Below are 22,775 nucleotides of genomic sequence, written 5' to 3' on the forward strand. Positions count from 1 at the left end.
CGTCCACTCGCTCGGTATAAATCCCGGCCTGGGTCCTGGCAGTTGCCGACCCAGGCCTTCAAGACCAGCAAGGATTCATACCCATGACAGCGATGCAGCAGGTGGTAGCCGTTCGCCCCGTGACGGAAGCGGACTTCGAGCAATGGCAGGCGTACTGGGACCAGTACCAGGTGTTCTACAAGGTGGAACTGGGGCCGGAGATCACCCGGCGCACCTGGGCCCGTTTCTTCGACGCGGCCGAGCCGGTGGCGTGCGCCGTGGCCGTCGAGGGCGAGCGGGTGCTCGGCTTCGTCCACTACGTGTTCCACCGCTCCACCTGGGGGCAGAACGACTTCTGCTACCTGGAGGACCTCTTCGTCTCCCCCGAAGCCCGTGGGCGGATGATCGGCAAGCAGCTCATCGAACACGTCCAGCGCCAGGCCCGTGCCCGCCACTGCGACCGGCTCTACTGGCACACCCAGGAGACCAACCACACCGCCCAGCGCCTGTATGACTGGATCGCCGAGAAACCCGGCGTGATCGAATACCGCATGGCGCTGTGACGCCCCGGAGCGAGGTCCCGCCTCGCTCCCCTCTTCCCCACCTGCGCCTGCTCACCGAGTGGGCGCAGCGGTTACAGCCCGCACCAGGAGGAAGCATCCTGCGCCCTCCCGGTGTTACGCCCGGCCCCACTCTCCTCCCCTGCACAGCCCGCTCTCGACCGGATAATTCCCGTCGCATCAATCACTTGTCCGTTGCCACCGCACCTTGGCACAGCGCGTGCATTAGTGCATGCATGGATAATTGGATCCAAAAATACAAACGGAGCCACCCCGATGCGCCTGGTCCCCAACTACGAGCGAGCCCCCGCCACCGCCGAAGAAGAGGCCTACAGCTACCTGCTGGACGCCATCTGCAAAGGCCAGTACCGCACCGGTGACCGGCTGATCGCCGAGGACATCGCCACTGACATCGGCATGAGCCGCATGCCCGTGCGCGAAGCCTTCCGCCGCCTGGCGGCCGAAGGCCTGGTGACCCTGCGCCCCAACCGCGGCGCCATCGTCAGCGGCCTCAACATCGAGGAGATGCGCGAAGTCTTCGAAATGCGCAGCGCCCTCGAAGGCCTGGCCATCCGCCTGGCCGTGCCCAAGCTCACCGAGCGCCACCTGGCCCGCCTGGAGCGCCAGCTGGACGAAATGGACGACTACCGCGACGACAGCGCCGAGTGGGTCAGCCGCCACCGCGCCTTCCACGAATACCTCTGCAGCCTGGCCGAGCGGCCACGGCTGATGCGCCAGATCAACGCCCTCTACTCGGTGATCGAGCCGCACATGCGCCTCTGGCTGCAGCACGTCGACAAACCCATGAGCGCCCGCGAGGAACACTCGGTGATCCTCGATGCCCTGCGCACCGGCGATGCCCGCGAAGCCGAGCGGGTGATCTGCGAACACATCGAGGGCACCGTGCCCTCGCTGCTGGAATTCCTTGAAGCAACGGGCGCCTGAGACCCGGCCTTCATTCCTCCCCTGAACTGCCTCGGCAACCCCGCCCACAGGAGCTGATCATGTTCGTACGCAGGATCCCGCAGTGCCTTCTTGCCCTTTGCCTGGCCGCCCCGCTGGCCCAGGCCGACACGGTGAAGATTCCCGACCGCCTGAAGAACACCGACAAACTGGTGTTCTGCGGCGGCATGGACTCACCGCCCATGGGCTTCTACGACAGCGCGCAGAAACCCACCGGGTTCACCGTCGAGCTGGGCCAGGCCTTCGCCCAGCGCCTGGGCAACAAGGCCATCGAATGGCGCGTCACGCCCTTCTCCGGGCTGATTCCCGCCCTGCTCGCCGGGCAGTGCGACATGCTCGTCGACCAGCTGTTCGACAAGCCCGAGCGGCGTGAAGTGATCGACATGGTCAACTACATGTACTCCAGCCAGGCCGTGGTCGTCGGCAAGGGCAACCCTCGCGGCATTCGCAGCCTCGACGACCTGTCCGGGCGCAAGGTCGCGGTGCTCAACGGCTCCACCATCCGCACCCTGCTCGACGCCCACAACCAGGTGCTCGCCCAGGCCGGCAAGGCGCCGATGAAGATCGTCGTCTACAACACCGACACCGACGCCTTCCAGGCCCTGCGGGTCGGCCAGGCCGACGCCTACGGCACCACCCTGGAAACCGCCGGCTACTACCAGGGCATGGCCCCCGACCTGTTCGAGATCGGCGTCCCGGCCTTCGCCCGCATCCTCACCGGGGTCGGCATCCGCAAGAACGATCCGCAGCTGAGCGCCGCCGTGCAGCAGATCATCCGCGACATGCAGGCCGACGGCAGCTACCAGGCCCTTCTCGCCAAATGGCACATCGAAGGCGACAAGCTCGACTGAGCCGAGGTGACCCCATGAACTTCAGTTGGGATGTGTTCTGGCAGTACCTGCTCAGGCCCAGCGACATCTACCTGTACGGGCTCTGGCTGACCTGCGTGATCGCGGTCAGCGCCATGCTCCTGGGCTGCGCGCTGGGCCTGCTGGCAGCGCTGATGCGGCTGTCCACCAACCCCGTGCTGCAATACCCGGTGCGCTTCTACGTGTGGCTGATGCGTGGCACACCGCTGCTGGTGCAGATCGTCTTCCTCTACACGGCACTGGCCGCTGGCGGGGTGTTCCGCTTCGAGGACCTGGACCTCGGGCTGTTCATCCTGCCCGGCAACATCCAGGCGGCGATCATCGCCCTGGGCCTCAACGAAGGCGCCTACATGGCCGAGATCATCCGTGCCGGCATCGGCGCGGTGGACAAGGGCCAGTACGAAGCCGGGAGGTCCCTGGGCATGACCTTCCCACGGCTGATGCGGCGCATCGTGCTGCCCCAGGCGCTGCGCGTCATCGTCCCGCCGCTGGGCAACGAGTTCAACGTGATGCTGAAGAACACCACCCTGGTGAGCGTGATCGGCGTGCAGGAGCTGCTGCTCAGCACCCAGATGGTCACCTCCGCCACCTTCCGGGTGTTCGAGCTGTACCTGGTGGTGGCCCTGTACTTCCTGCTGCTGACCACCCTCTGGGGCGTCTTCCAGCGCTGGCTGGAAGTGCGCTTCGGGCGGTCCGAGTCCCCGGCGCCGGCCGCCTCGGGGCGCCTGTTCGGCCAGCAGGCCCTGAAACTGCTGAGGGGGCGTTGACATGATCCCGATCACGAATGACGTGGTGATCCAGGCCCGCGACGTGCACAAGGCCTTCGGCGACCTGACGATCCTCAAGGGCGTCTCGCTGGAGGTGCGCAAGGGCGAAGTGGTGGTGCTGATCGGCGCCTCCGGCTCGGGCAAGACCACCTTCATCCGCTGCATCAACCTGCTGGAGGACATCCAGGGTGGCAGCATCCGCGTCAACGGCGAGCTGATGGGCTACCGGGAACGCCCCGACGGCCGCCTGGTGCGCGACTCCGAGCGCAACATCGCACGGCGCCGCCGCGACATCGGCATGGTGTTCCAGCGCTTCAACCTGTTCCCCCACATGACCGTGCTGCAGAACATCATCGAGGCCCCGACCCAGGTCCTCGGCGTGCCCCGCGCCGAGGCCATCGAACAGGCCCAGCGCCTGCTCGCCCGGGTGCGCCTGGCGGACAAGGCCGGGCACTACCCCAGCCAGCTGTCCGGCGGGCAGCAGCAACGGGTGGCCATCGCCCGCGCCCTGGCGATGAAGCCCCAGGCAATGCTCTTCGACGAACCCACCAGCGCCCTCGACCCGGAAACCGTCGGCGAGGTGCTGCAGGTGATGAAGGAACTCGCCGAGGACGGCATGACCATGGTCGTGGTCACCCACGAAATGGGCTTCGCCCGCGAAGTGGCCGACCGCGTGGTGGTGTTGCACCAGGGCGAGCTCATCGAAGAGGGCCCGCCGGCCCAGGTCTTCGGCAACCCCCACCACCCGCGTACGCGGGAATTCCTCAGCCGCGTTCTCTGACCCAAGGACACCCCATGCGCGCCCTCCCCCTGCTGGCCAGCACGTCCCTGATCGCCTGCGCCCTCGCCGCCCAGGCCGACGAAGTGCCCGTGCGCTTCTACAACTGGTCCGACTACATCGCCCCGGACACCCTGAAGAACTTCGAGAAGGAGACCGGCACCGCGGTCCGCTACGACGTCTTCGACACCAACGAAATGCTCGAGGCCAAGCTGCTGTCCGGCCACTCCGGCTACGACCTGGTGGTGCCCTCCAGCCAGTTCCTCACCAAGCAGATCAAGGCCGGCGTCTACCAGCCCCTGGACCGCGCCCAGCTGCCCAACTGGACGCACCTCGACCCCCGCCTGATGCAGCGTCTGGAGGCCGCCGACCCCGGCAACCGCTACGCCGTGCCCTACATGTGGGGCACCGTGGGCATCGGCTACAACCTCGACAAGGTCAAGGCCGCCCTGGGCGACAGCGCCCCGCTGGATTCCTGGGACCTGGTGTTCAAGCCCGAGAACCTGGCCAGGCTGCACGGCTGCGGCGTGGCCTTCCTCGATGCGCCGGTGAAGATCATCCCCCAGGCCCTGCACTACCTCGGCCTGGACCCCAACAGCACTAATCCGGACGACTACACCAAGGCCTCCGCGCTGCTGCAGAAACTGCGCCCGTCGATCACCTACTTCAGCTCCTCGAAGTACACCACCGACCTCGCCAATGGCGACATCTGCGTGGCCGTGGGCTACTCCGGCGACGTGATGCAGGCCCGCACCCGCGCCCAGGAGGCCGGCAAGCAGATCGACGTGCGCTACGTGATCCCCAGGGAAGGCGCCAACCTCTGGTTCGACATGCTCGCCATCCCCCGTGACGCGAAGAACCCCAAGGGCGCCCACGCCCTGGTGAACTACCTGCTGCGCCCCGAGGTGATCGCCCCGGTGAGCGACTACGTCGGCTACGCCAACCCCAACCCGGACGCCACGAAACTGCTCGACCCCAAGGTGCGTGACAACCCCGGCATCTACCCCAGCGACGCGGTGATCGAAAAGCTCTACGTCTCCGCCGACCTGCCGCCGAAGATCCAGCGCGTGATCACCCGCGAGTGGACCCGCATCAAGACCGACCGCTGAACCGAAGAGAGTTTTCCATGCTGAGCTTCTCTGCCCACGAATACCCCTATGCCTCCCAGCGCCAGAGCGTGTTCGCCCGCAATGGCATGGTCGCCACCTCGCAGCCCCTGGCCGCCGAAGCCGGTATCAGCCTGCTGCGCGCCGGCGGCAACGCCATCGACGCCGCCATCGCCACGGCGGCGGCGCTCACCGTGGTCGAGCCCACTGGCTGCGCCATCGGCGGCGATGCCTTCGCCCTGGTCTGGGTCAAGGACCAACTCCACGGCCTCGACGCCAGCGGCCGCGCACCGGCCTCCCTGAGCATCGACGCGGTGAAGGCCGCCGGGCACACCCAGATGCCGGTGCACGGCTGGTTGCCGGTCACCGTACCGGGCTGCCCCTCGGCCTGGGCCGAGCTGTCCGCGCGCTTCGGCCGGCTGCCCTTCGCCGAGCTGCTGCAACCGGCCATCACCCTCGCCCGCGACGGCTTCCCGGTCTCCCCGGTGGTGGCCCACCAGTGGGAAGTGGCGCGCCGCGAATACCAGGAAAGCCGCGCCGAGCACCCGGCGCTGGAAACCTGGTTCGACACCTACCTGGTGGACGGCCAGGCGCCCCGTGCCGGCCAGCTGTTCCGCAACCCGGCCCAGGCACGCACCCTCGCCGAGCTGGCCGAAACCCGCTGCGAGAGCTTCTACCGGGGCGCCCTCGCCGAGCGCCTGGCCGCCCACGCCGCCGCCAGCGGCGGCCACCTCGGCAGCGCCGACCTGGCCGGCTACCGGCCACGCTGGGTCGAGCCGATCAAGGTCAACTACCGGGGTTATGACGTCTGGGAGATCCCCCCCAGCGGCCAGGGCCTGATCGCCCTGATGACCCTCAACATCCTCCAGGGCTTCGACTTCGACCACCGCGACAGCCAGCTCACCTGGCACCGCCAGCTGGAGGCGATGAAGCTCGCCTACGCCGACGGCCTGCACTTCATCACCGACGCCGAGCACATGCGTGTCAGCACCGCCGCGCTGCTGGCCGACGACTATGCCGCCCGCCGCCGTGGCGAAATCGGCGAGCAGGCCGCCCCGCCCCGGCACGGCAACCCCGACGCCAGCGGCACCGTGTACATCGCCACCGCCGACGGCGAAGGCAACATGGTGTCCTTCATCCAGAGCGCCTACCACGGCTTCGGCTCCGGCGTGGTCCTGCCGGACAGCGGCATCGCCCTGCAGAACCGCGGCTCGGAATTCAGCCTCGACCCCACCCACGTCAACGCACTGGCCCCGGGCAAGCAGACCTTCCACACCATCATCCCCGGCTTCCTCAGCAAGGACGGCGTCGCCGTCGGGCCGTTCGGCGTCATGGGCGGCTACATGCAGCCCCAGGGCCACGTGCAGATGGTGATGAACCTGGTGGATTTCGGCCTCAACCCCCAGGCCGCGCTGGATGCCCCGCGCTGGCAATGGCTGGGCGGGCTGAAGGTGGGCATCGAGCAGGCCGCCTCCCGCGACCTGGCCTTCGCCCTGGCCCGCCGGGGCCACGAGGTGCAGGTAGCCTGCGACCTGACGGACTTCGGCCGTGGCCAGATCATCGTCCGCGACCCGCAGACCGGCGTGCTCTGCGGCGGCACCGAGCCCCGCGCCGACTCCCACATCGCCGTCTGCTGAAGGAAGCGACCATGTCCCTGCACCCCACCCATGCCCGCGCGCTGGCCATCTCCCCGATCGTGCTCGGCGGCAACGTGTTCGGCTGGACCCTCGACGAAGCGCACTCCCGGCGCCTGCTGGACGCCAGCCTCGATGCCGGCCTCACCAGCATCGACACCGCCGACCTCTACTCCGCCTGGGCCAGCGGCAACAGCGGCGGCGAGTCCGAGCGCATCATCGGCAACTGGCTGGCCAGCCGGCCTGGCGAGCGCGACCGCATCACCCTGTTCACCAAGGTCGGTGCCGAGCTTTCGCCGACCCGCAGGGGGCTCTCGCGGCACTGGATCAGCCAGGCCGTGGAAGACTCCCTGCGGCGCCTGCGCACCGACTACATCGACCTCTACTTCTCCCACTATCCGGACCCGGAAACGCCCCACGAAGAAACCCTGCGGGCCTACGAGGAACTGATCCGCGCCGGCAAGGTACGGGCCATCGGCGCCTCCAACTTCAGCCCGGAGCAACTGCGCGCGGCGCGGGCCAGCGCCGACCACGCCGGGTTGCCGACCTATTCGGCGCTGCAGGTGGAATACAACCTCTACGACCGTGCCCGCTGCGAGGCCGACGACCTGCCCCTGGCGGCCGAGCAGGGCTGCGTGGTGACCACCTACTTCAGCCTCGCCTCCGGCTTCCTCACCGGGAAATACCGCCGCCTGGCCGACCTGGGTGACAGCGCCCGGCGCGAAGACCTGGAGAAGTACTTCGACGACCGGGGCATGCGCATCCTCGCCGCCCTCGACGCCGAGGCCGAACGCCTCGACGCCGCGCCCGGCGAAGTGGCCCTGGCCTGGTTGCGCCACCAGCCGGGGGTCACCGCACCCATCGCCAGCGCCACCAGCGAAGCCCAATTGGCCAGCCTGGTGCGGGCGAGCCGGCTCACCCTGGACGCCGAGGGCCTGGCCCGGCTCGATGCGGCCAGCCGACCCGGCGCCTGATGACGTGGGCGGCGCCCACCGCCCCGCCTACCAAAAACAGCCCGCAGGGTATCGGCCCCAGTGGCTGCCTTGACCGGCTCGTCCGTCGTCGACCCTGCATCGCCGGGCACCGCCGGCTAGAGCCTTTCTTCATCATGGAGCCGTGTATCCATAACCAAAGGCTTTGGATGCACGGCCGCAGTCCCTGCCCGCCGATGCGGCAAAGCCCTCGCCCGGCGCGGCTTTCAGCCCCTCCCACACGTACAACGCACCGCCCTGGTGCGGGCCTTCCCGGTCTCGGACGGGGCTGGGGGCGCGCCTTGCAAATACCCCTTCGCTGACTACGTTGATAGCAAAACCACAGCATAGGTAAGCCTTCTCCCAACCGACCCATCCGGAAGTGTGTCGGCCCCGCTGAATCCGCTGCCCGGCAGCGCGCCTTGAGACAGACGGGATACGGAAATCCGCCATAAGAACAAGGACTTCGCATGAAACGTGGCCTGATGACTCACGTCCTCTCCCGCAGAGGCCGTACGGAATTCCTTTGCCTATCGCTCGCCCTCTTCGTGGGCCTGGTGATCGTCAGCTTCCTGCTGCTCGAAGCCCCCTTGCAGCAATGGCTGGACGGCCTCGGCCCGACCGCGACCGACCCGCTGCGCAGCCTGGGCCTGGCCGCCCTGCTAGTGGCCCTGCTGGCCCTGGACGTGGTGCTGCCGGTGCCCTCCAGCATGGTTTCGCTGCTCGCCGTGGCGGCCCTGGGCGCTGTCGGTGGCTACCTGGCGATCTTCACCGGGCTGTGCCTGGGCTCGCTGCTGGGGTACTGGCTGGGCGCCGGCTACATCCGCCTGCTCTCGGGCTGGCTCAACCTCGCCGACTGGGACAAGGCCAGCCGCCTCGCCAACCGCATCAACACCCTGTCGCTGATCTGCCTGCGCGGCGTGCCGGTGCTGGCGGAAACCTCCGTGCTCGCCGCCGGCATGCAGCGCTACCCGCTGCGCCGCTTCCTGGTCATCACCACCCTGGCCAACGCCGGCCTGGCGCTGGTGTACAGCGCCCTGGGCAGCGTCGTTGCCGAGGAGCAGGTGCTGCTCTGGGCAGTGATGGCCAGCATGGTCCTGCCCGGGCTGTTCCTGCTCGGCAAGGGCGCCCTGGCCCGTCGCCAGCCCCGTGCCGACGAGGCCGGCGAAACCCTGGATGGCCGCTTCACCGTGGCCTACCACTACCCGGTGCGCTTCACCGACCACCTGTTCGACCCCGCCAACCCCTGCCTGCATGAGCAACTGACCCAGCGCGGCAGCGGCCCCGTCTCGCTGCTGGCCTTCGCCGACCAGGGCCTGCTCGATGCCGCGCCCGGCCTCGGCGAACGCATCACCCGCTACGTGCAGGCCCACGGGGACCTGCGCCTGCTGGCCGCGCCCATCCCGGTGCCGGCCGGCGAAGCGGCGAAGACCGCCGAGGTGCTGCAGCGGCTCTACGCGCAGATGCTCGAACACGGCCTGGACCGTCATTGCTACGTGCTCGCCCTGGGCGGCGGTGCGCTGCTGGACAGCGTCGGCTACGCCTGCGCCACCTTCCACCGGGGCGTGCGCCTGGTGCGCATCCCCACCACCGTGCTGGCCCAGAACGACGCCGGCATCGGCGTCAAGAACGGCATCAACGCCTTCGAGCAGAAGAACCTGCTGGGCGCCTTCCAGCCCGCCGATGCGGTGCTCAACGACTTCCAGCTGCTGCTCAGCCTGCCGCGCCGCGACCAGTTGGCCGGGCTGGCCGAGGCAGTGAAGGTCGCCGCCATCAAGGACGCCGCCTTCTTCGCCTGGATGGAGCAGCACGCCGACGCACTCGCCCGTTTCGAGCACGCCCCCAGCCGCCACGCCATCCACCGCTGCGCCGAACTGCACCTGCAGCACATCACCCGCGCCGGCGACCCCTTCGAGCGCGGCAACGGCCGGCCGCTGGACTACGGCCACTGGGCCGCCCACAAGCTGGAGAAACTCAGCCGCCACCGGCTCCGCCACGGCGAAGCGGTGGCCGTCGGCATGGCCCTGGATGCGCTCTACGCCCAGGCCAGCGGGCTGCTGCCCACCTCCGAGCTGGAGCGCCTGCTGCACCTGCTGCTGGGCCTGGGGTTCGACCTCTCCCCGGCGGAGCTGACCCTGCGCGATGAACAGGGCCAGCTGCGGGTGCTGCAAGGGCTGGAGGACTTCCGCCAGCACCTGGGCGGCGCCCTGTCGATCCCCATGCTCGACCGCATCGGCCACGCCGTGGACCTGCACCAGATCGACGACCTGCGCATGGAGCAGGCCATCGAACGCCTCGCCGGGTTCGGCCACCAGGCCTTCGCCCCTGCAGAGGGCGCCCCGTCATGATGGCCCAGGGCTCGCTGCACACCTGGCTGACCCTGGGACGGGTCTCCAACCTGCCCACGGTCTGGACCAACGTCCTGGCCGCCGCGCTGATCGCCAGCGCGTCCGGGCCCTATGCGCCGCCCTCCTCCCTGGGCTGGCTCCTGCTGCTGGCGGCAGGGTCCGCGCTGTACCTGGCGGGCATGCTGCTCAACGACCTGTTCGACGCCGACTGGGACAGCCAGCACCAGAACCCGCGCCCCATCGCCCTGGGCCAGGCCAGCCGGCAGCAGGTGCTGCTGGCCAGCGCCGGGCTGCTGGCCGTGGCGGCCCTGGCCGTGCTCCTGCTCAGCCGCCTCGCCATGCAGCCCCTCTGGCTGCTGGCCAGCGCCGCCGCCCTGGCCGGGCTGATCCTGGCCTACAACCTGCTGCACAAGCACTACCTGCACAGCGTGTGGCTGATGGGCGGCTGCCGTGTCGCGCTGTACCTCACGGCCGCCGCCAGCCTCGGCGCCCCGTCGGCGTCCCTGTGGCTCTGTGCGCTGCTGCTGGGCACCTACATCAGCGGCCTCACCTATGTGGCCCGGCAGGAGCACCTCAACCGGCTCACCAGCCTGGTTCCGCTGCTGCTGATGCTCAGCCCGCTGCTGCTGGCCTTCCGGGGAGAAGGCCTGATGTTCTGGCTGATGCTGCTGCTCTGGCTCGGCTGGCTGGGCAAGAGCTACCGCCAGCACCTGGCACGCCCCGACCAGCGCAACGTGCGGGCCTTCATCGGCGCCGGGCTGAGTGCGCTGCCGCTGTACGACGGCATGGTCCTGGCGCTGGCCAACGTGCCCCTGGGCAGCCTCCTCTGCATCGGCGTGTTCCTGCTCCTGCCGCGCCTGCAACGCTGGGTGAAACCGACATGAATCACATGGCCTGCCTCCTGCCCGACCTGCGCCTCGACACCGCACGGATCGCCGACCTGCACCAGGCCCTGGTCGCCGCCCTGGACGATGACGCGCGAGCGGCCTGGGAGCTGACCTGCCAGCGCCTGGCCGAACACCCCGATGGCGACACCCTGGCCCTGCTCAGCGGCCGCCTTCGCCGCCAGCTTGGCGAGCAGTACGTGCCGGGCCTGCACTGGCGGCGCGGTGAGCTTGGCCGCGCGTTGCTGCTGGCCCAGGCACTGGAAGCCCAGCCCGAAGGCGCCCGCGAAGCGCTGCTGAAGCGCTACTTCGCCTGGGGCGACGACCTGGAGAAGGCCGCCCTGCTCAAGGCCCTGGACTGGCTCGACGGCGACGGCATCTGCCTGGACCTCGCCCAGCAGGCCACCCGCACCAACAGCAGCGACGTGTTCGCCGCCCTGGCCCTGGACAACCCCTACGCCGCCCGCTTCTTCCCCGAGCGCGCCTTCCACCAGCTGATGCTCAAGGGCGTCGCCATGGAGCTGGACATGCGCCGCGTGCAGGGCCTGGAGGCGCGGCGCAACGGGGCGCTCAACCAACTGGTGCTGGACCAGTTGAACGAGCGCCTGGCCGCCGGCCGCAGCGCCCTGCCCGGCCTTGCCCAGCTGCTGGCCTGGCCCCTGCTGAGCCCGGCGCAGATCGCCAACCTGCAGGCCCACGCCCGCGCCGGCCGGCTGCCGCCCGGCTGGCTGCCCGCCGACTTCCCCCGCACCTGATTCCCCGCACACCGAGAAAGGACGCCCCCATGCCCAGGTACTTCGACCCGCACATCCACATGGTCAGCCGCACCACCGACGACTACCAGAACATGGCCGACGCCGGCATCACCGGCGTCATCGAGCCGGCCTTCTGGCAGGGCCAGGCCCGCACCAGCCTGGGCAGCTTCATCGACTACTTCGACACCCTGGTGGGCTGGGAGCGCTTCCGCGCCAGCATGTTCGGCATCCACCACTTCTGCACCATCGGCCTCAACCCCAAGGAGGCCAACAACATGGCCCTGGCCAACGAGGTGCTGGACATCCTCCCGCGCTACCTGGTCAAGGAAGGCGTGGTGGGCGTCGGCGAGATCGGCTACGACGACATCACCCCCGAGGAGGAGCACTTCTTCGCCCGCCAGCTGGACCTGGCCAAGCGCTTCAACCTGCCGGTGCTGGTGCACACCCCACACCGCGACAAGATCGGCGGCACCCGCCGCACCCTCTCGGTGATCCGCGAGGTGGGCGTCCCCGAGCACCTGGTGCTGATCGACCACCTCAACGAACTGACCCTGCCCCTGGTGATGGAAAGCGACTGCTGGCGCGGGCACTCCATCTACCCCAACACCAAGATGTCCGAGCAGCGCATGGTGGCGCTGCTGCAGCAGTACGGCACCGAGAAGATGGTGGTCAACAGCGCCGCCGACTGGGGCGTCAGCGACCCGCTGAAGGTGCCCAAGACCGGCGAAGCCATGCGCCAGGCCGGCTTCAGCGAGGCCCAGGTGGAGCAGGTGCTGTTCGACAACCCGGTGGACTTCTTCGCCCAGAGCGGCCAGCTGGACAAGGCCGAAGTCGGCAGCCTGCTGCCCATCGATCAACGCCGTCTCTGGCAGGAAAACTCGGCCCTGCGCGGCCAGGAACCGGTGGTGAAATGAACGGCGCGATGGGATGGACCCCAGCGCAACTGGGTTACTGCGGCAACGTCCACCCGGCCCATGACCTGGAGGCACTCTGTGCCTCCATCTCCGGGCCGTTCCAGGCGGTGCGCCGGCAGCGTGGCCTGGCCGAACAGGACAGCGGCCTGTGGATCAGCGCCCACGCTGCCAGCGAACTGCAGGTGCCGGCCCGCCGCCGCGCCTTCATCGCCCTGCTGCGGCGTTGCGGGCTGCGCCTGACCTCGCTGAACGGCTTCCCCTTCGGGCGCTTCCACGGTGCGGCGGTCAAGGCCGAGGTGTACCAGCCCGACTGGGCCGATCCCCGGCGCCTGGCCTACAGCCTGCAACTGGCGGAGCTGCTGGCCGAGGCCCTGCCGGAGGACTGCAACCAGGGCGTCATCTCCAGCGTGCCCCTGGGCTACCGCGCGCATTGGACGCCGGCCCGCCAGCAGCACGCGGAGAACCGTCTGCGCCAGCTCACCCGAGGCCTGGCCGAACTGCGCCAGCGCACCGGCAAGCACATCCGCCTGTGCCTGGAGATGGAGCCGGATTGCGTGCTGGAACGCACCGAGGAGGCCCTGGCGTTCTTCACCCGCTGGCGCGACACGGACCCGAACTGGCGCTACCTGGCGCTGTGCGTCGACGTGTGCCACCAGGCGGTGCTGTTCGAGGAGGTGGGCGAATCCCTGGTGCAGCTGCACCAGGCCGGTATCCCGGTGGGCAAGATCCAGCTGTCCAACGCCCTCGCCTGCCAGCTGCCGATCCAGGCACGCGCCCGTGCCCTGGCCCTGGAGCGGCTGGCCGGCTTCGCTGAAGGCGTCTACCTGCACCAGGTGAAGGGCCGCCGCCACGACGGCGGGCTGAGCAGCTGGGCCGACCTGCCCCAGGCCCTGGCCGACCCGGCGCTGCACGCCTGCGTGGAGCTGCGCGTGCACTTCCACGTGCCGCTGTTCACCGAGCGCTTCCAGTGGCCGGAGCTGCACGGCACCCAGGCGGCCCTGCATGCCGTCTTCGACACCCTGGCCGCGCACCCCGGGCTGCACCCGGTGCTGGAGGTGGAAACCTACAGCTGGAACGTGCTGCCCGAGGCCCTGCGCCCGGCCAGCGAAACCGCCCTGGCCCAGGGCATCGCCGCGGAACTGGCCTGGGTCGATGACCAGCTGGTCTCGCGCTTCGGCCCGGCCCTGCGCCGGCGGGCGGTGCGCCATGGCTGATCCCAGGCCCCTGCTGCTGGTGGACGTGGTCGGGCTGACCCCGTCCCTGCTCGGCGATAACACCCCGCACATCAACGCCCTGCTCAAGCGCGGGCGCATGGCCGGTTTGCAGCCGGTGTTCCCGGCTGTCACCACCAGCGTGCAGGCCTCCATGCTCACCGGCCTGCCGCCGTCGGGGCACGGCATCGTCGGCAATGGCTGGTACTTCCGCGACCAGGCCGAGGTGCGCTTCTGGCTGCAGCCCAACGCCCTGGTCCAGGGCGAGAAGATCTGGCAGGCCATCGCCCGCCAGTGGCCGGAGTTCCGCTGCAGCCAGCTGTTCTGGTGGTACAACATGTACGCCGACGTGAGCGCCTCCATCACCCCGCGCCCCCACTACCCCGCCGACGGGCGCAAGGTGTTCGGCCTCTACTCGTCCCCCGCCTCGCTGCACGCGGAGATCGAGCAGCGCATCGGCACCTTCCCCTTCCCCAGCTTCTGGGGTCCGATGGCCGGCATCGGCTCCAGCCGCTGGATCGTCGACTGCGCCATGGCCGAGTTCGACCTCAACCGGCCGCACCTGCAACTGGTCTACCTGCCCCACCTGGACTACGACCTGCAGCGCCTCGGCCCACGCCACCCGGAGATCGGTGCCCAGGTGCGCGCCATCGACGCCGAGGTGGGCCGCCTGCTGGACTTCGCCCGCACCCAGGACGCCGCGGTGATGCTGGTGTCCGAGTACGGCATCGAGCCGGTGCAGCAATCCATCTCCATCAACCGCCTGCTGCGTGCCGAAGGCTGGCTGCAGGTGCGCCGCTCGCTGAGCTGGGAGCTGCTCGACCCCGGCGCCAGCGCGGCCTTTGCCGTGGCCGACCACCAGGTGGCCCACGTCTACGTGCGCGAGCCCCGCGAGCTGCGCCGGGTCAAGGCGCTGCTGGCGCGCCAGCCGGGCATCGAGCGGGTGCTGGACCGTGACGAGCAGCGCGCCTGGCAGCTGGACCATCCCCGTGCCGGCGACCTGGTGGCCATGGCCGCGCCCGGCTACTGGTTCGATTACTACTACTGGTTCGACGACCGCCTCGCGCCGGACTTCGCCCGCACCGTGGACATCCACCGCAAGCCCGGCTACGACCCGCTGGAACTGTTCGTCGACCCCGCCATCGCCTTCCCGCGCCTGCGGGTGGCGCGGCGCCTGGCGCAGAAGCTGCTCGGCTTCCGCTACTACATGGACCTGATCCCCCTGGACACCCGCCTGGTGCGCGGGAGCCACGGCCGTCTTCCCGCCAGCGACCAGGATGGGCCGCTGCTGATCACCGATTGCGACCTCCCCTTACCGGACCGCCTGCCGGTCACCTCGGTAAAACACCTGCTCCTGCAGTACTTCCTGGGGCATCGCTCTCTCGACAAGGCTTCGGCCAAGGAGACCCCATGCAACGAGCCCTCTCCCTTGCAGTCCTGAGCATCCTGGCCGGTTCGGCCCAGGCCCAGAGCCAACCCACCTTCGACTGCACCGGTTTCTTCGACTACGGCGGCCATCCCGATGCCCTGCGAACGCAGTTCACCGGCGCACCGGAAGTCACCGCCTGGAACTGGTTCGTCTGCCTCAACCAGCCCGAAGTCAAGGGCAGCACCAGCCGTGTCTGGGAGGGCCTCAAGCCCACCGACCAGGTGTTCCTGCCCAACGGTGGCAAGCCGCTGCCCTACAACGAGCGCGAACCCACCCCCACCACGGTGCTGAAACAGGCCGAGCAACTGGGCCTGGACACCAAGGCCACCTTCCACAACCTCGACAGCATCCAGCAGGTGGACGGCCTGGTGCTGGAAATGGGCGGCCAGGTGCCGGCGGCGCAGAAAGGCAAGCCGGTGCGCTTCCAGCTGCTGATGGGCCAGGGCACCTTCGACTACATCGTCGACAAGCAGGTCTACAACGTCGATGGCCAGGCCGCGCTGACCGCCAACCTGGCCTTCCCCGCCAACGCCTGGGAGGTGAAGACGGCGTGGATCTGGATCGGTACCGACGCCAACTTCCGCAAGACCCTGGAGAACGACGGTTACTACATCGCCCAGGCCTACTACCTGAAGAACGGCAGCCAGTACGAGGTGGGCTACGCCGCCCTCAGCGGCATGCACGTGATCAACAAGCTCACCCCCGACTGGGTCTGGACCACCTTCGAGAACCGCAACAACAGCAAGTACACCGTCACCAACGACATCCCGCCCAAGCCGATGACCAACAGCACCGGCCCGACCCCGGCGGCCCAGGCCGCCAACGCCCAGTTCCAGCCGCAGTACGCCGCGCTGGGCCAGTACGAGCTGATCGGCGTGCAGTACATCGCCGGCGGCGAGCCCAAGCTGCTGGCCAACTCGCAGCTGGAGTCGGCCTTCCAGAGCCAATCCTCGTGCCTGGCCTGCCATGGCACGGCGGCCTATTCGGCGAAGAAGGGCTACTTCAACTTCGCCCTGCCGTCCCAGGACGGCATCGCCTACCCCGTGGAGCCGCTGCCGGAGAGCGCCTTCGCCGGCTACAACCAGCTGGACTACGTCTGGTCGCTCAAGCGCGCCCAGTGGAAACGTTAAGGAGGACGAACCATGAGCGTCTTGAACTTCCCACGGCTCTACATGAACGGGCATTTCTTCTGGAACCCGCCCACGGCCAACAACAACGACGTCCTCCCGCTCTACGACGCCGTGAAGATGGACCTGAACTGGCCGTTCCTGTCGCACTACGGGATCCATCCCGAGAACGCCCGCACGAAACTCCTGCCCTGGATCATCAGTGCGCTGCCCTATGACCAGGTCCCGGACTACGTGCTGCAGGTGCCGGGCAACGGGAGCCCCAACGGCTACCCGATGATGCCGGCGGAATGGGACCTGTTCGGCGACAACGCCTGCGGCACCGTGGACTACAACGACATCCGCTCGCTGATCATCGGCGGCGAACTGCAGGCCAACAGCTACATCGAGCAGGACCCCATCGTAGGCAAGGGCTTCCAGTTGCTGGGCAACCCCTTCGGCAGCGACAAGCCCACCCCGGCGCGCTTCGTCGACATCAGCCCCTGGCAGAACACCTTCACCGCGCTGTACTTCGACCGCCTGGTGCTGGGCGACGCCACCTGCGGACTGACGGCCACCCGCGCCTACCGCATGCTCGACCGTTTCCTCAACTTCAACTGGGGGGCCGTGCAGGGCCTGAACACCGTCACCACCGCCTGGCAGACCTGCTTCCCCCGCGAGAACCTGCAATGGCAACTGGGCGACTCGGCCCTGCTCAAGGCCCTGCAGCAACAGATGGAGGCGCAGAACGCCCAGGGGCTGATGTTCCGCTTCACCACCTACCTGACCTACTACGACCGTAACGGCATCTTCAACGACTACCCGCCGGTCAACACGCGCAGTAACAGCCTTAAAGCCCTTGAGGCGCTTCATGGCATCTACCAGGCCGGCCTCGACAACGTGGCCGACATCGTCCTCAACCCCGCCTACAGCCGCACGGCGGGCGTGCTGGGCCTGTGGTTCGCCGATGAGTACCCCACCGCCCCGGCCGGTCGCCGGCTGGAGCCGGTCGGGAAATTCCCGATCCCGGGCGGGAACCCGAAGGCAACGATCCAGTTGGGGGTGATCTCCGCCCAGGCCCAGGGCGACCTGCTGTCACTGGACCTGGGCACCGGTTTCCCCTTCGCCCCTCTGCCGAACAGCCAAAACACGGTACCGGAGTGCGAGAAGCTGCAACTGGGTGATTTCCAGGTCGGCATCCAGCAGAACGGCGAGTTCCAGCACCTGGCCGACCTGACTTTCGCCCAGTACGCCCAGGCCGCCTTCGACAAGCGTGCAGGCCTGGTGGACCTGCCGGTGACGGATGCCGTGTCCAAGACCGAGGTCGGCACCCTGGCCCTGCAGACCCAGGGCAGCAGCCCGATGCTCGCCGCCCAGCAGCAGATGTGGACCGCCGAGGTGGTCGAGAGTGGCACCTTCATCGACGTTGGGGACACCCGCACCCTGCAGATCATGGTGCAGTACGACGGCCTGCCCGCCCCAGCCGGAACCACCCTGTGGGTGGCGGAGTACAACAACCCCTTCATGCTGACCACCAGCAACTACTACCTGGCGTTCAGCAACGACATCGACTTCACCCTGATCAAGGACCACCCCACCCACCGCAAGGACAACAAACCGGGTATGCCGCAGTTTCTCGGTACCCAGGCACCGGGGGCCGTGATCAACGAGGGCAGTGGGCGCAGCCTGCGTGCCACTGAAGATGCCCCGGAGGATGATTTCGTACCCATCCGCTACCAGACCTACCTGAAAACCCCGGCCGGTCTCAGCCTGGCACCCTGTCTGCAGTTCATCCCGTCCATCCCGCGTTCCGGCGTGCTGGATAACGGCGCCAGGGTGGACTACAGCCTCACCCAGATCACCACCGACGCCAACGGCATCGCCCAGGTGACGGTCAAGGCCATCGCCGCCGGCTTCCCGACCCTGCGCTTCTTCGTCCAGGACGGCCCCGGTGCGGCGCCTGCGGTGCCCTTCAGCTTCGATTACATGGAGGCCTACACCGACTTCCTCGCGCCCTTGCGGGTGCTGCCGGACGAGCCCGGGCTGATGGACGAGTTCGTCACGGCCTGGAACCAGGTGTGCAAGCAGACGGACGCACGGGTGCTGATCTGGGAAGGCTTCATCTACCCGCGCATCTTCGAGCCGTTCTATTACCTCTACCCGATCATGGACAAGTACATGCCGCTGAACTCCCTGCAGCGCATCGAGGGCGCCATTGACCAGTTGATCCGCCTGGTCAGCAAGCCCTACCAGGAGGAAAGCACCCTTGCCATGCCCATCACCCGCGACCTGCCGCAGAGCCGGCGCGCGGTGCTGGAACGCTGGGCCAACGAGCTGGTGAAGCTCAACTACCCGCCCCGGCCCCTGACCTGAACCGTCGTTGACCTGGAACCCGCAGGCGGGCCGGCACCGCTCGCCCGCCCTGCCGTTACGAAGGAGAGTCCCCATGAAGAAAACCCGACTGCTCGCCTGGCTGCTGCCCCTCGCACTGCTCGGCCAACCCGCCCTCGCCGCCGATGACGAAGGCGACGTGTTCTTCACCAACGGCGTGCACAACAGCCTCGGCTGCGACGCCAGCAACGGCAACTGCATCGCCGAGCGCAAGCCCGGCGAGCCCAGCGACCCGTTCTTCCCCGCCACCTGGGTCAGTGACTGGACCATGTTCCGCGTCACCCAGAACTACGAGAAGAACCCGCCGCCCTACAGCAACCCGCCCAGCACCCTGAAGCCGGCCGACTACACCGTCTCCAAGGGCACCAGCTACTACGACACCACCTACATCCCCGCCGATGGCGACGGTTACGGCGCGATGATGGAGCACTACGAGAAGTACTGCCTGCCGATCTTCCCGATCAAGGACAACAACTACACCTGCTCCTTCGTTTCCCTGGGCAACAAGGCCTACTTCCTCACCTACGAGGACCGGCCCAAGACCATGCCCGAGTGCTGCTCCTTCTCGCCGATGAACCACCCGGCGCGGCAGGACTTCGTCCAGCACCTGCCCTACAGCCCGACCCGCAGCCAGAACCTGGGAGGCAGCGTGCAGGCCTATGCGCTGGACGTGCAGTCGCCCCAGGGGCCGATCCTGTTCGGCTACGCCTTCTACAAGGACGCCACCCGCGCAGCACCGGGCCAGCCGCTGTTCCGCCACCCGCAATCGTTCTACTTCTCCGGGGACGCCAGCGTCGCCAACGCACCCATCGTCAGCCAGAACTACGTGAACTTCCGCATCGAGAAGCCCGACCCGGCCAAGACCTGGGACCAGGTGGCCAAGAAGTGCCCGGTCAACCCCGAGCCCTGCCAGCTGTTCAACCCGCCGGCGCCCCAGGCCAACGGGGCCAAGGCGCAGTGGAACCAGCTGAAATCCATGCAGCCCTGATCGGCAAGGAGCGCCCTCATGAACCCGACCTTCCGCTACGCCGGCTCCGCCCTGCTGCTGGCCAGTGCCCTCGCCTGCCAGGCCCGTGAGCAGCCCCAGGCCGCCGTCACCGGCACCACCCCCGCCTGCCAGCCGCCCACCAGCGCGCCGGCCCCCACTGCCGCCCAGGCCGATTTCGACCGCTACAGCTGGCAGCTCTTCATCGCCCTCAACTGGCCGGTGCAGGCCGGCCAGCGCGGCCAGCCGGACTGCAGCCAGCCCCTGGGCGCCCCCGGGCCCACCGTCTGGCAGAGCTACAAGGACGTGAACGAGATCTTCCTGCCCAACGGCCAGAACCCCGGCCCCTGGAACAGCCCGATGAGCGCCCGCAGCCTGGGCCTCATCAACATCGCCGCGCTGAAGAACACCTCCGTGGTGCAGGCGGTGGACCAGGCCGTGGGCGGCTGGCTGATCGACCAGCGTGGCAACCCCACCTACTACGACATCGCTGCCAACGAGGTCTCGTACGACTACATCGTGCAGAACCATTTCTATGACCTGAACGTGGTGAGCCAGGCGCGCAACATCGCCTTCCCCGCCCAGGCCACCGAGATCAAGGCCGCCTGGCGGGTGCTGACGCCCCAGGACAATGCCGCGCGCTACTTCACCACCCGTGCCCAGGTGGCGCAGTTCAACAGCCAGGGCGTCGCCACCGGCACCACAGTGGAAGCCACCCTGGGCCTGGTGGGGCTGCACATCATCGTCAAGGCACCGGGCTACCCGCAGTGGGTCTGGTCCACCTTCGAGCAGGTGGACAACGTCCCCGGTGGCAGCGGCAGCGCCAGCCCCTACAGCTACTACGACGCCAGCGCCCCGGCGAGCAGCGTCAACCAGTCGCCCTGCACCTGGCAGCAGCAGGGCAGTGACCTGATCTGCGTTCCCAAGCCCGGCACCACCTTCCAGACCCCCGACCCGCTGACCCGCGTCACCCCCATCGCCAGCGACACGGCGGCGGTCAACGCCCAGTACCAGCAGAACGTGCAGCAGAGCGTGCTGCGCTACTACCAGCTGGTCACCACCCAGCGCCCGCTGATGCCGGACAACCCGGGCAACCCATTGGGCCAGCCGACCCCGGCGCTGTCCGCCAACGTCACCATGGAGAGCTACATCCAGCCCAATAGCAGCTGCATGAACTGCCACTCCATGGCCACGGCGAAGAACAGCCCCTACAAGTCCGACTACTCCTACCTGTTCAAATTCGCCAAGGCGCCCGCCTCGGCCGCTCTCAACAAGGACGAGGAATGACCCCATGAGCATCCTGAACGGACCCCGACTGAACTTCTGGGGCGGCATCCGCACCGACGTGAGCCTGCCCAACAACTCGCCGACCATTCCCATGGGCACCGACGACTCGCAGACCCTCGACCTGTTCGACATCCCCAACTCCCAGGTAGCCACCCAGGCCCAGGGCTACAGCGACGACGAACTGAACAACCTGATGAATGCCCCCAGCGGGAACTACTACACCGCCGGGGGCTGGAACCATTACGGCCAGCATGTGGTGGACATGCAGAACGTGCTGATCAGCTCCCAGGGCACCCCCGGCGCCATCAGCACCACCGGTGACCTGGTGGGCCAGCCGGTGTACCTGCTCGGCTCGGTGGACCCGGTGACCGGCCAGGCTCCGGTATCCGGCCCGATGATGGTGGACCTGGATCCAACCGGCTCGATCTCCACCCAGATCTACATCGGCGGCCTGCAGATCGGCGGTACCACCGACCCGCAACTGGTGATCCATGCCAATGTGGTGGCCAGCAGCTTCGACCTGGCCAAGCGGATTCTGAAACGTATCGAGGATGCGCCGGGCTCCTGCGTCATCAGCGGCACCTTCCAGGTCACCTTCCCGCTGAGCGCCATCGTCAGCTGGAACCAGAACAGCGCGGCCCTCAAGAGCCTGATCGAAGCCCCCGGCGCTACCGGCCTGGTGCTGCGCTTCGTGATGTTCGAAATGTGCCCGGGCATGACCAGCACCCAACTGGACGCGGACTATGCAGCCGGCCGCTACACGCCCAACCCGAGCATCGGCCGGGTCATCGGCACGCTGGCCCCGGCGTTCGCCGGTGAACCGCAGATCTGCCCGGCCGGCCGCTCGCTGTTCAACGCCGACACCGGCGCGGCGGGCTATGCCCAGGTGGTGCCCGCCAGCGCGCCAGGCCATTGCGGCTGGCTGAGCCTGGACATGGTCAACCTGATTCCCAAGGCCACCTTCCGCGCAGACCGCACCGACATCACCAGCCCCATCGGGCCCAACATCGACTATGGTCCGGTCACCATCACCGCCGGGGGGCAGCCACTGGCCACCCTCCCCGCCGACTCCGCGCTGCTGCAGCAGTACTACGTCTACGGCGGCCTGGTGGACATCCCCCTCACCCAGCCAGCCTGCGAGCTGGCCCGCGTCACCGCCCTGGGCATGCACGCGCCGAACATGGTCGCGGGCACCCAGTTGACCGTCACCGAAACCCCGCTACGCATCTACAGCGACCAGCGCAACCTGTACATGGACGACTACCCTGGCGGCCTGAATCTCACCCTGCAGGTGCGCTACCTCGGCGGGCCGCTGCCGCTGGCCAATTCGATCAGCTTGAGCGCAGGGCCGGCTGGCATCCTCGCCGATCCCTCGAACTGGGACCTGTTGCAGTACCCCGAAACGCCGGTGAAGATCGAGCCCGGGCAGACCGAGGTGGTGGTGGCCCTCTCACGCAAGAAGGACACCTCGGGGAACGCCGGCTACACCTCTCTGACCTACAGCCTCGGCACCTCAAGCGGATTCACCAACTTCCGCTTCTATTCCCAAAGCACCTTCGGCATTCCCGCCGGCAGCACCGTCACCTGGGACCAGGTCTACCCGGCTGTGCTGCGCTTCCACTACCTGGCCTTCCCGGCCATGTCCCGCTTCATCCCGCTGAACCAGCAGGACGCGATCTGGAATGCGCGCCAGGCGATCCTCGCGCGCACCGACGACGCCTACAAAGGCACCACGCTGTACATGCCGGTGGTGCGTTCCATGTCGCCGTGCCAGCGGGCGCTGCTCAAGGCCTACCTCACCAGCAGCCCCTGGCAACCCCCGGCAGCCTGAGGAGCAG

The 22,775-nt window shown here is 68.3% G+C and carries 19 protein-coding genes; all 19 read left to right on the forward strand.

Features of this window, described 5'->3' with window-relative positions; genetic code table 11:
- The first annotated feature begins 83 nt into the window (after nucleotides 1-83).
- The 19 genes from BM198_RS18745 to BM198_RS18835 all read left to right on the forward strand — a co-directional run bounded on the left by BM198_RS18745 (nucleotide 84) and on the right by BM198_RS18835 (nucleotide 22,768).
- On the forward strand, nucleotides 84-542 hold the full coding sequence (locus BM198_RS18745) for a GNAT family N-acetyltransferase (RefSeq protein WP_074971682.1): 459 nt from the start codon (nucleotides 84-86) through the stop codon (nucleotides 540-542).
- A 273-nt stretch (nucleotides 543-815) separates the two neighbouring features.
- Nucleotides 816-1,484 (forward strand): GntR family transcriptional regulator, encoded by a 669-nt coding sequence (locus BM198_RS18750; protein WP_074971683.1) that lies wholly within the window; start codon nucleotides 816-818, stop codon nucleotides 1,482-1,484.
- A gap of 59 nt (nucleotides 1,485-1,543) precedes the next feature.
- Entirely contained in the window at nucleotides 1,544-2,353 is an 810-nt protein-coding gene (locus tag BM198_RS18755) for an ABC transporter substrate-binding protein (protein ID WP_074971684.1), read from the forward strand.
- A gap of 14 nt (nucleotides 2,354-2,367) precedes the next feature.
- Nucleotides 2,368-3,138 (forward strand): amino acid ABC transporter permease, encoded by a 771-nt coding sequence (locus tag BM198_RS18760; RefSeq protein WP_074971685.1) that lies wholly within the window; start codon nucleotides 2,368-2,370, stop codon nucleotides 3,136-3,138.
- A gap of 1 nt (nucleotide 3,139) precedes the next feature.
- Complete coding sequence (locus BM198_RS18765; RefSeq protein WP_074971686.1) at nucleotides 3,140-3,919, forward strand: amino acid ABC transporter ATP-binding protein; 780 nt, start codon at nucleotides 3,140-3,142, stop codon at nucleotides 3,917-3,919.
- 14 nt (nucleotides 3,920-3,933) lie between these two features.
- Nucleotides 3,934-5,025, forward strand: coding sequence for a polyamine ABC transporter substrate-binding protein (locus BM198_RS18770; RefSeq protein ID WP_074971687.1), 1,092 nt, complete (start codon nucleotides 3,934-3,936; stop codon nucleotides 5,023-5,025).
- Between the two features lie 17 nt (nucleotides 5,026-5,042).
- Entirely contained in the window at nucleotides 5,043-6,659 is a 1,617-nt protein-coding gene (locus tag BM198_RS18775; RefSeq protein ID WP_044402800.1) for a gamma-glutamyltransferase family protein, read from the forward strand.
- 11 nt (nucleotides 6,660-6,670) lie between these two features.
- Nucleotides 6,671-7,630: an aldo/keto reductase gene (locus tag BM198_RS18780; protein WP_074971688.1), complete on the forward strand. Its 960-nt coding sequence runs from the start codon at nucleotides 6,671-6,673 to the stop codon at nucleotides 7,628-7,630.
- Between the two features lie 467 nt (nucleotides 7,631-8,097).
- Nucleotides 8,098-9,975, forward strand: a complete 1,878-nt coding sequence (locus BM198_RS18785; RefSeq protein ID WP_074971689.1) for a 3-dehydroquinate synthase — start codon at nucleotides 8,098-8,100, stop codon at nucleotides 9,973-9,975.
- Nucleotides 9,975-10,859: a UbiA family prenyltransferase gene (locus BM198_RS18790; protein ID WP_074971816.1), complete on the forward strand. Its 885-nt coding sequence runs from the start codon at nucleotides 9,975-9,977 to the stop codon at nucleotides 10,857-10,859. The genes BM198_RS18785 and BM198_RS18790 overlap by 1 nt, the downstream gene beginning before the upstream one ends.
- A gap of 5 nt (nucleotides 10,860-10,864) precedes the next feature.
- Nucleotides 10,865-11,614 carry an EboA domain-containing protein gene (locus BM198_RS18795; protein ID WP_139233660.1) on the forward strand — a complete coding sequence of 250 codons (750 nt, stop codon included), beginning with the start codon at nucleotides 10,865-10,867 and terminating at the stop codon, nucleotides 11,612-11,614.
- A gap of 29 nt (nucleotides 11,615-11,643) precedes the next feature.
- Nucleotides 11,644-12,528 (forward strand): TatD family hydrolase, encoded by an 885-nt coding sequence (locus tag BM198_RS18800; protein ID WP_074971691.1) that lies wholly within the window; start codon nucleotides 11,644-11,646, stop codon nucleotides 12,526-12,528.
- A complete protein-coding gene (eboE, locus tag BM198_RS18805) occupies nucleotides 12,525-13,742 on the forward strand; it encodes a metabolite traffic protein EboE (RefSeq protein ID WP_074971692.1) in 1,218 nt (405 codons plus the stop codon). Before BM198_RS18800 ends, eboE begins: the two co-directional genes overlap by 4 nt.
- Nucleotides 13,735-15,180, forward strand: coding sequence for an alkaline phosphatase family protein (locus tag BM198_RS18810; protein WP_074971693.1), 1,446 nt, complete (start codon nucleotides 13,735-13,737; stop codon nucleotides 15,178-15,180). The genes eboE and BM198_RS18810 overlap by 8 nt, the downstream gene beginning before the upstream one ends.
- Complete coding sequence (locus BM198_RS18815) at nucleotides 15,150-16,298, forward strand: hypothetical protein (protein WP_074971694.1); 1,149 nt, start codon at nucleotides 15,150-15,152, stop codon at nucleotides 16,296-16,298. The genes BM198_RS18810 and BM198_RS18815 overlap by 31 nt, the downstream gene beginning before the upstream one ends.
- A gap of 12 nt (nucleotides 16,299-16,310) precedes the next feature.
- Nucleotides 16,311-18,647: a hypothetical protein gene (locus BM198_RS18820; RefSeq protein WP_074971695.1), complete on the forward strand. Its 2,337-nt coding sequence runs from the start codon at nucleotides 16,311-16,313 to the stop codon at nucleotides 18,645-18,647.
- A 73-nt stretch (nucleotides 18,648-18,720) separates the two neighbouring features.
- Nucleotides 18,721-19,653: a hypothetical protein gene (locus tag BM198_RS18825; RefSeq protein ID WP_074971696.1), complete on the forward strand. Its 933-nt coding sequence runs from the start codon at nucleotides 18,721-18,723 to the stop codon at nucleotides 19,651-19,653.
- An 18-nt stretch (nucleotides 19,654-19,671) separates the two neighbouring features.
- The gene (locus tag BM198_RS18830) at nucleotides 19,672-20,937 is read left to right on the forward strand and encodes a hypothetical protein (RefSeq protein WP_074971697.1); all 1,266 of its coding nucleotides are present in this window, start codon (nucleotides 19,672-19,674) and stop codon (nucleotides 20,935-20,937) included.
- A 4-nt stretch (nucleotides 20,938-20,941) separates the two neighbouring features.
- The gene (locus BM198_RS18835) at nucleotides 20,942-22,768 is read left to right on the forward strand and encodes a hypothetical protein (RefSeq protein WP_074971698.1); all 1,827 of its coding nucleotides are present in this window, start codon (nucleotides 20,942-20,944) and stop codon (nucleotides 22,766-22,768) included.
- The last annotated feature ends 7 nt before the right edge of the window (nucleotides 22,769-22,775 follow it).

It is taken from the genome of Metapseudomonas otitidis, from assembly GCF_900111835.1.
GTDB classification, from domain to species: Bacteria; Pseudomonadota; Gammaproteobacteria; order Pseudomonadales; family Pseudomonadaceae; genus Metapseudomonas; species Metapseudomonas otitidis.

What these genes read in the sequence shown, in the direction of transcription:
- BM198_RS18790 (WP_074971816.1), top strand. Translation starts at nt 9,975, where the DNA reads ATGGCCCAGGGCTCGCTGCACACCTGGCTGACCCTGGGACGGGTCTCC.
- BM198_RS18820 (WP_074971695.1), top strand. Translation starts at nt 16,311, where the DNA reads ATGAGCGTCTTGAACTTCCCACGGCTCTACATGAACGGGCATTTCTTC.
- BM198_RS18835 (WP_074971698.1), top strand. Translation starts at nt 20,942, where the DNA reads ATGAGCATCCTGAACGGACCCCGACTGAACTTCTGGGGCGGCATCCGC.
- BM198_RS18755 (WP_074971684.1), top strand. Translation starts at nt 1,544, where the DNA reads ATGTTCGTACGCAGGATCCCGCAGTGCCTTCTTGCCCTTTGCCTGGCC.
- BM198_RS18775 (WP_044402800.1), top strand. Translation starts at nt 5,043, where the DNA reads ATGCTGAGCTTCTCTGCCCACGAATACCCCTATGCCTCCCAGCGCCAG.
- BM198_RS18825 (WP_074971696.1), top strand. Translation starts at nt 18,721, where the DNA reads ATGAAGAAAACCCGACTGCTCGCCTGGCTGCTGCCCCTCGCACTGCTC.
- BM198_RS18795 (WP_139233660.1), top strand. Translation starts at nt 10,865, where the DNA reads ATGGCCTGCCTCCTGCCCGACCTGCGCCTCGACACCGCACGGATCGCC.
- BM198_RS18780 (WP_074971688.1), top strand. Translation starts at nt 6,671, where the DNA reads ATGTCCCTGCACCCCACCCATGCCCGCGCGCTGGCCATCTCCCCGATC.
- BM198_RS18815 (WP_074971694.1), top strand. Translation starts at nt 15,150, where the DNA reads ATGCAACGAGCCCTCTCCCTTGCAGTCCTGAGCATCCTGGCCGGTTCG.
- BM198_RS18750 (WP_074971683.1), top strand. Translation starts at nt 816, where the DNA reads ATGCGCCTGGTCCCCAACTACGAGCGAGCCCCCGCCACCGCCGAAGAA.
- BM198_RS18830 (WP_074971697.1), top strand. Translation starts at nt 19,672, where the DNA reads ATGAACCCGACCTTCCGCTACGCCGGCTCCGCCCTGCTGCTGGCCAGT.
- BM198_RS18765 (WP_074971686.1), top strand. Translation starts at nt 3,140, where the DNA reads ATGATCCCGATCACGAATGACGTGGTGATCCAGGCCCGCGACGTGCAC.
- eboE (WP_074971692.1), top strand. Translation starts at nt 12,525, where the DNA reads ATGAACGGCGCGATGGGATGGACCCCAGCGCAACTGGGTTACTGCGGC.
- BM198_RS18760 (WP_074971685.1), top strand. Translation starts at nt 2,368, where the DNA reads ATGAACTTCAGTTGGGATGTGTTCTGGCAGTACCTGCTCAGGCCCAGC.
- BM198_RS18810 (WP_074971693.1), top strand. Translation starts at nt 13,735, where the DNA reads ATGGCTGATCCCAGGCCCCTGCTGCTGGTGGACGTGGTCGGGCTGACC.
- BM198_RS18745 (WP_074971682.1), top strand. Translation starts at nt 84, where the DNA reads ATGACAGCGATGCAGCAGGTGGTAGCCGTTCGCCCCGTGACGGAAGCG.
- BM198_RS18800 (WP_074971691.1), top strand. Translation starts at nt 11,644, where the DNA reads ATGCCCAGGTACTTCGACCCGCACATCCACATGGTCAGCCGCACCACC.
- BM198_RS18785 (WP_074971689.1), top strand. Translation starts at nt 8,098, where the DNA reads ATGAAACGTGGCCTGATGACTCACGTCCTCTCCCGCAGAGGCCGTACG.
- BM198_RS18770 (WP_074971687.1), top strand. Translation starts at nt 3,934, where the DNA reads ATGCGCGCCCTCCCCCTGCTGGCCAGCACGTCCCTGATCGCCTGCGCC.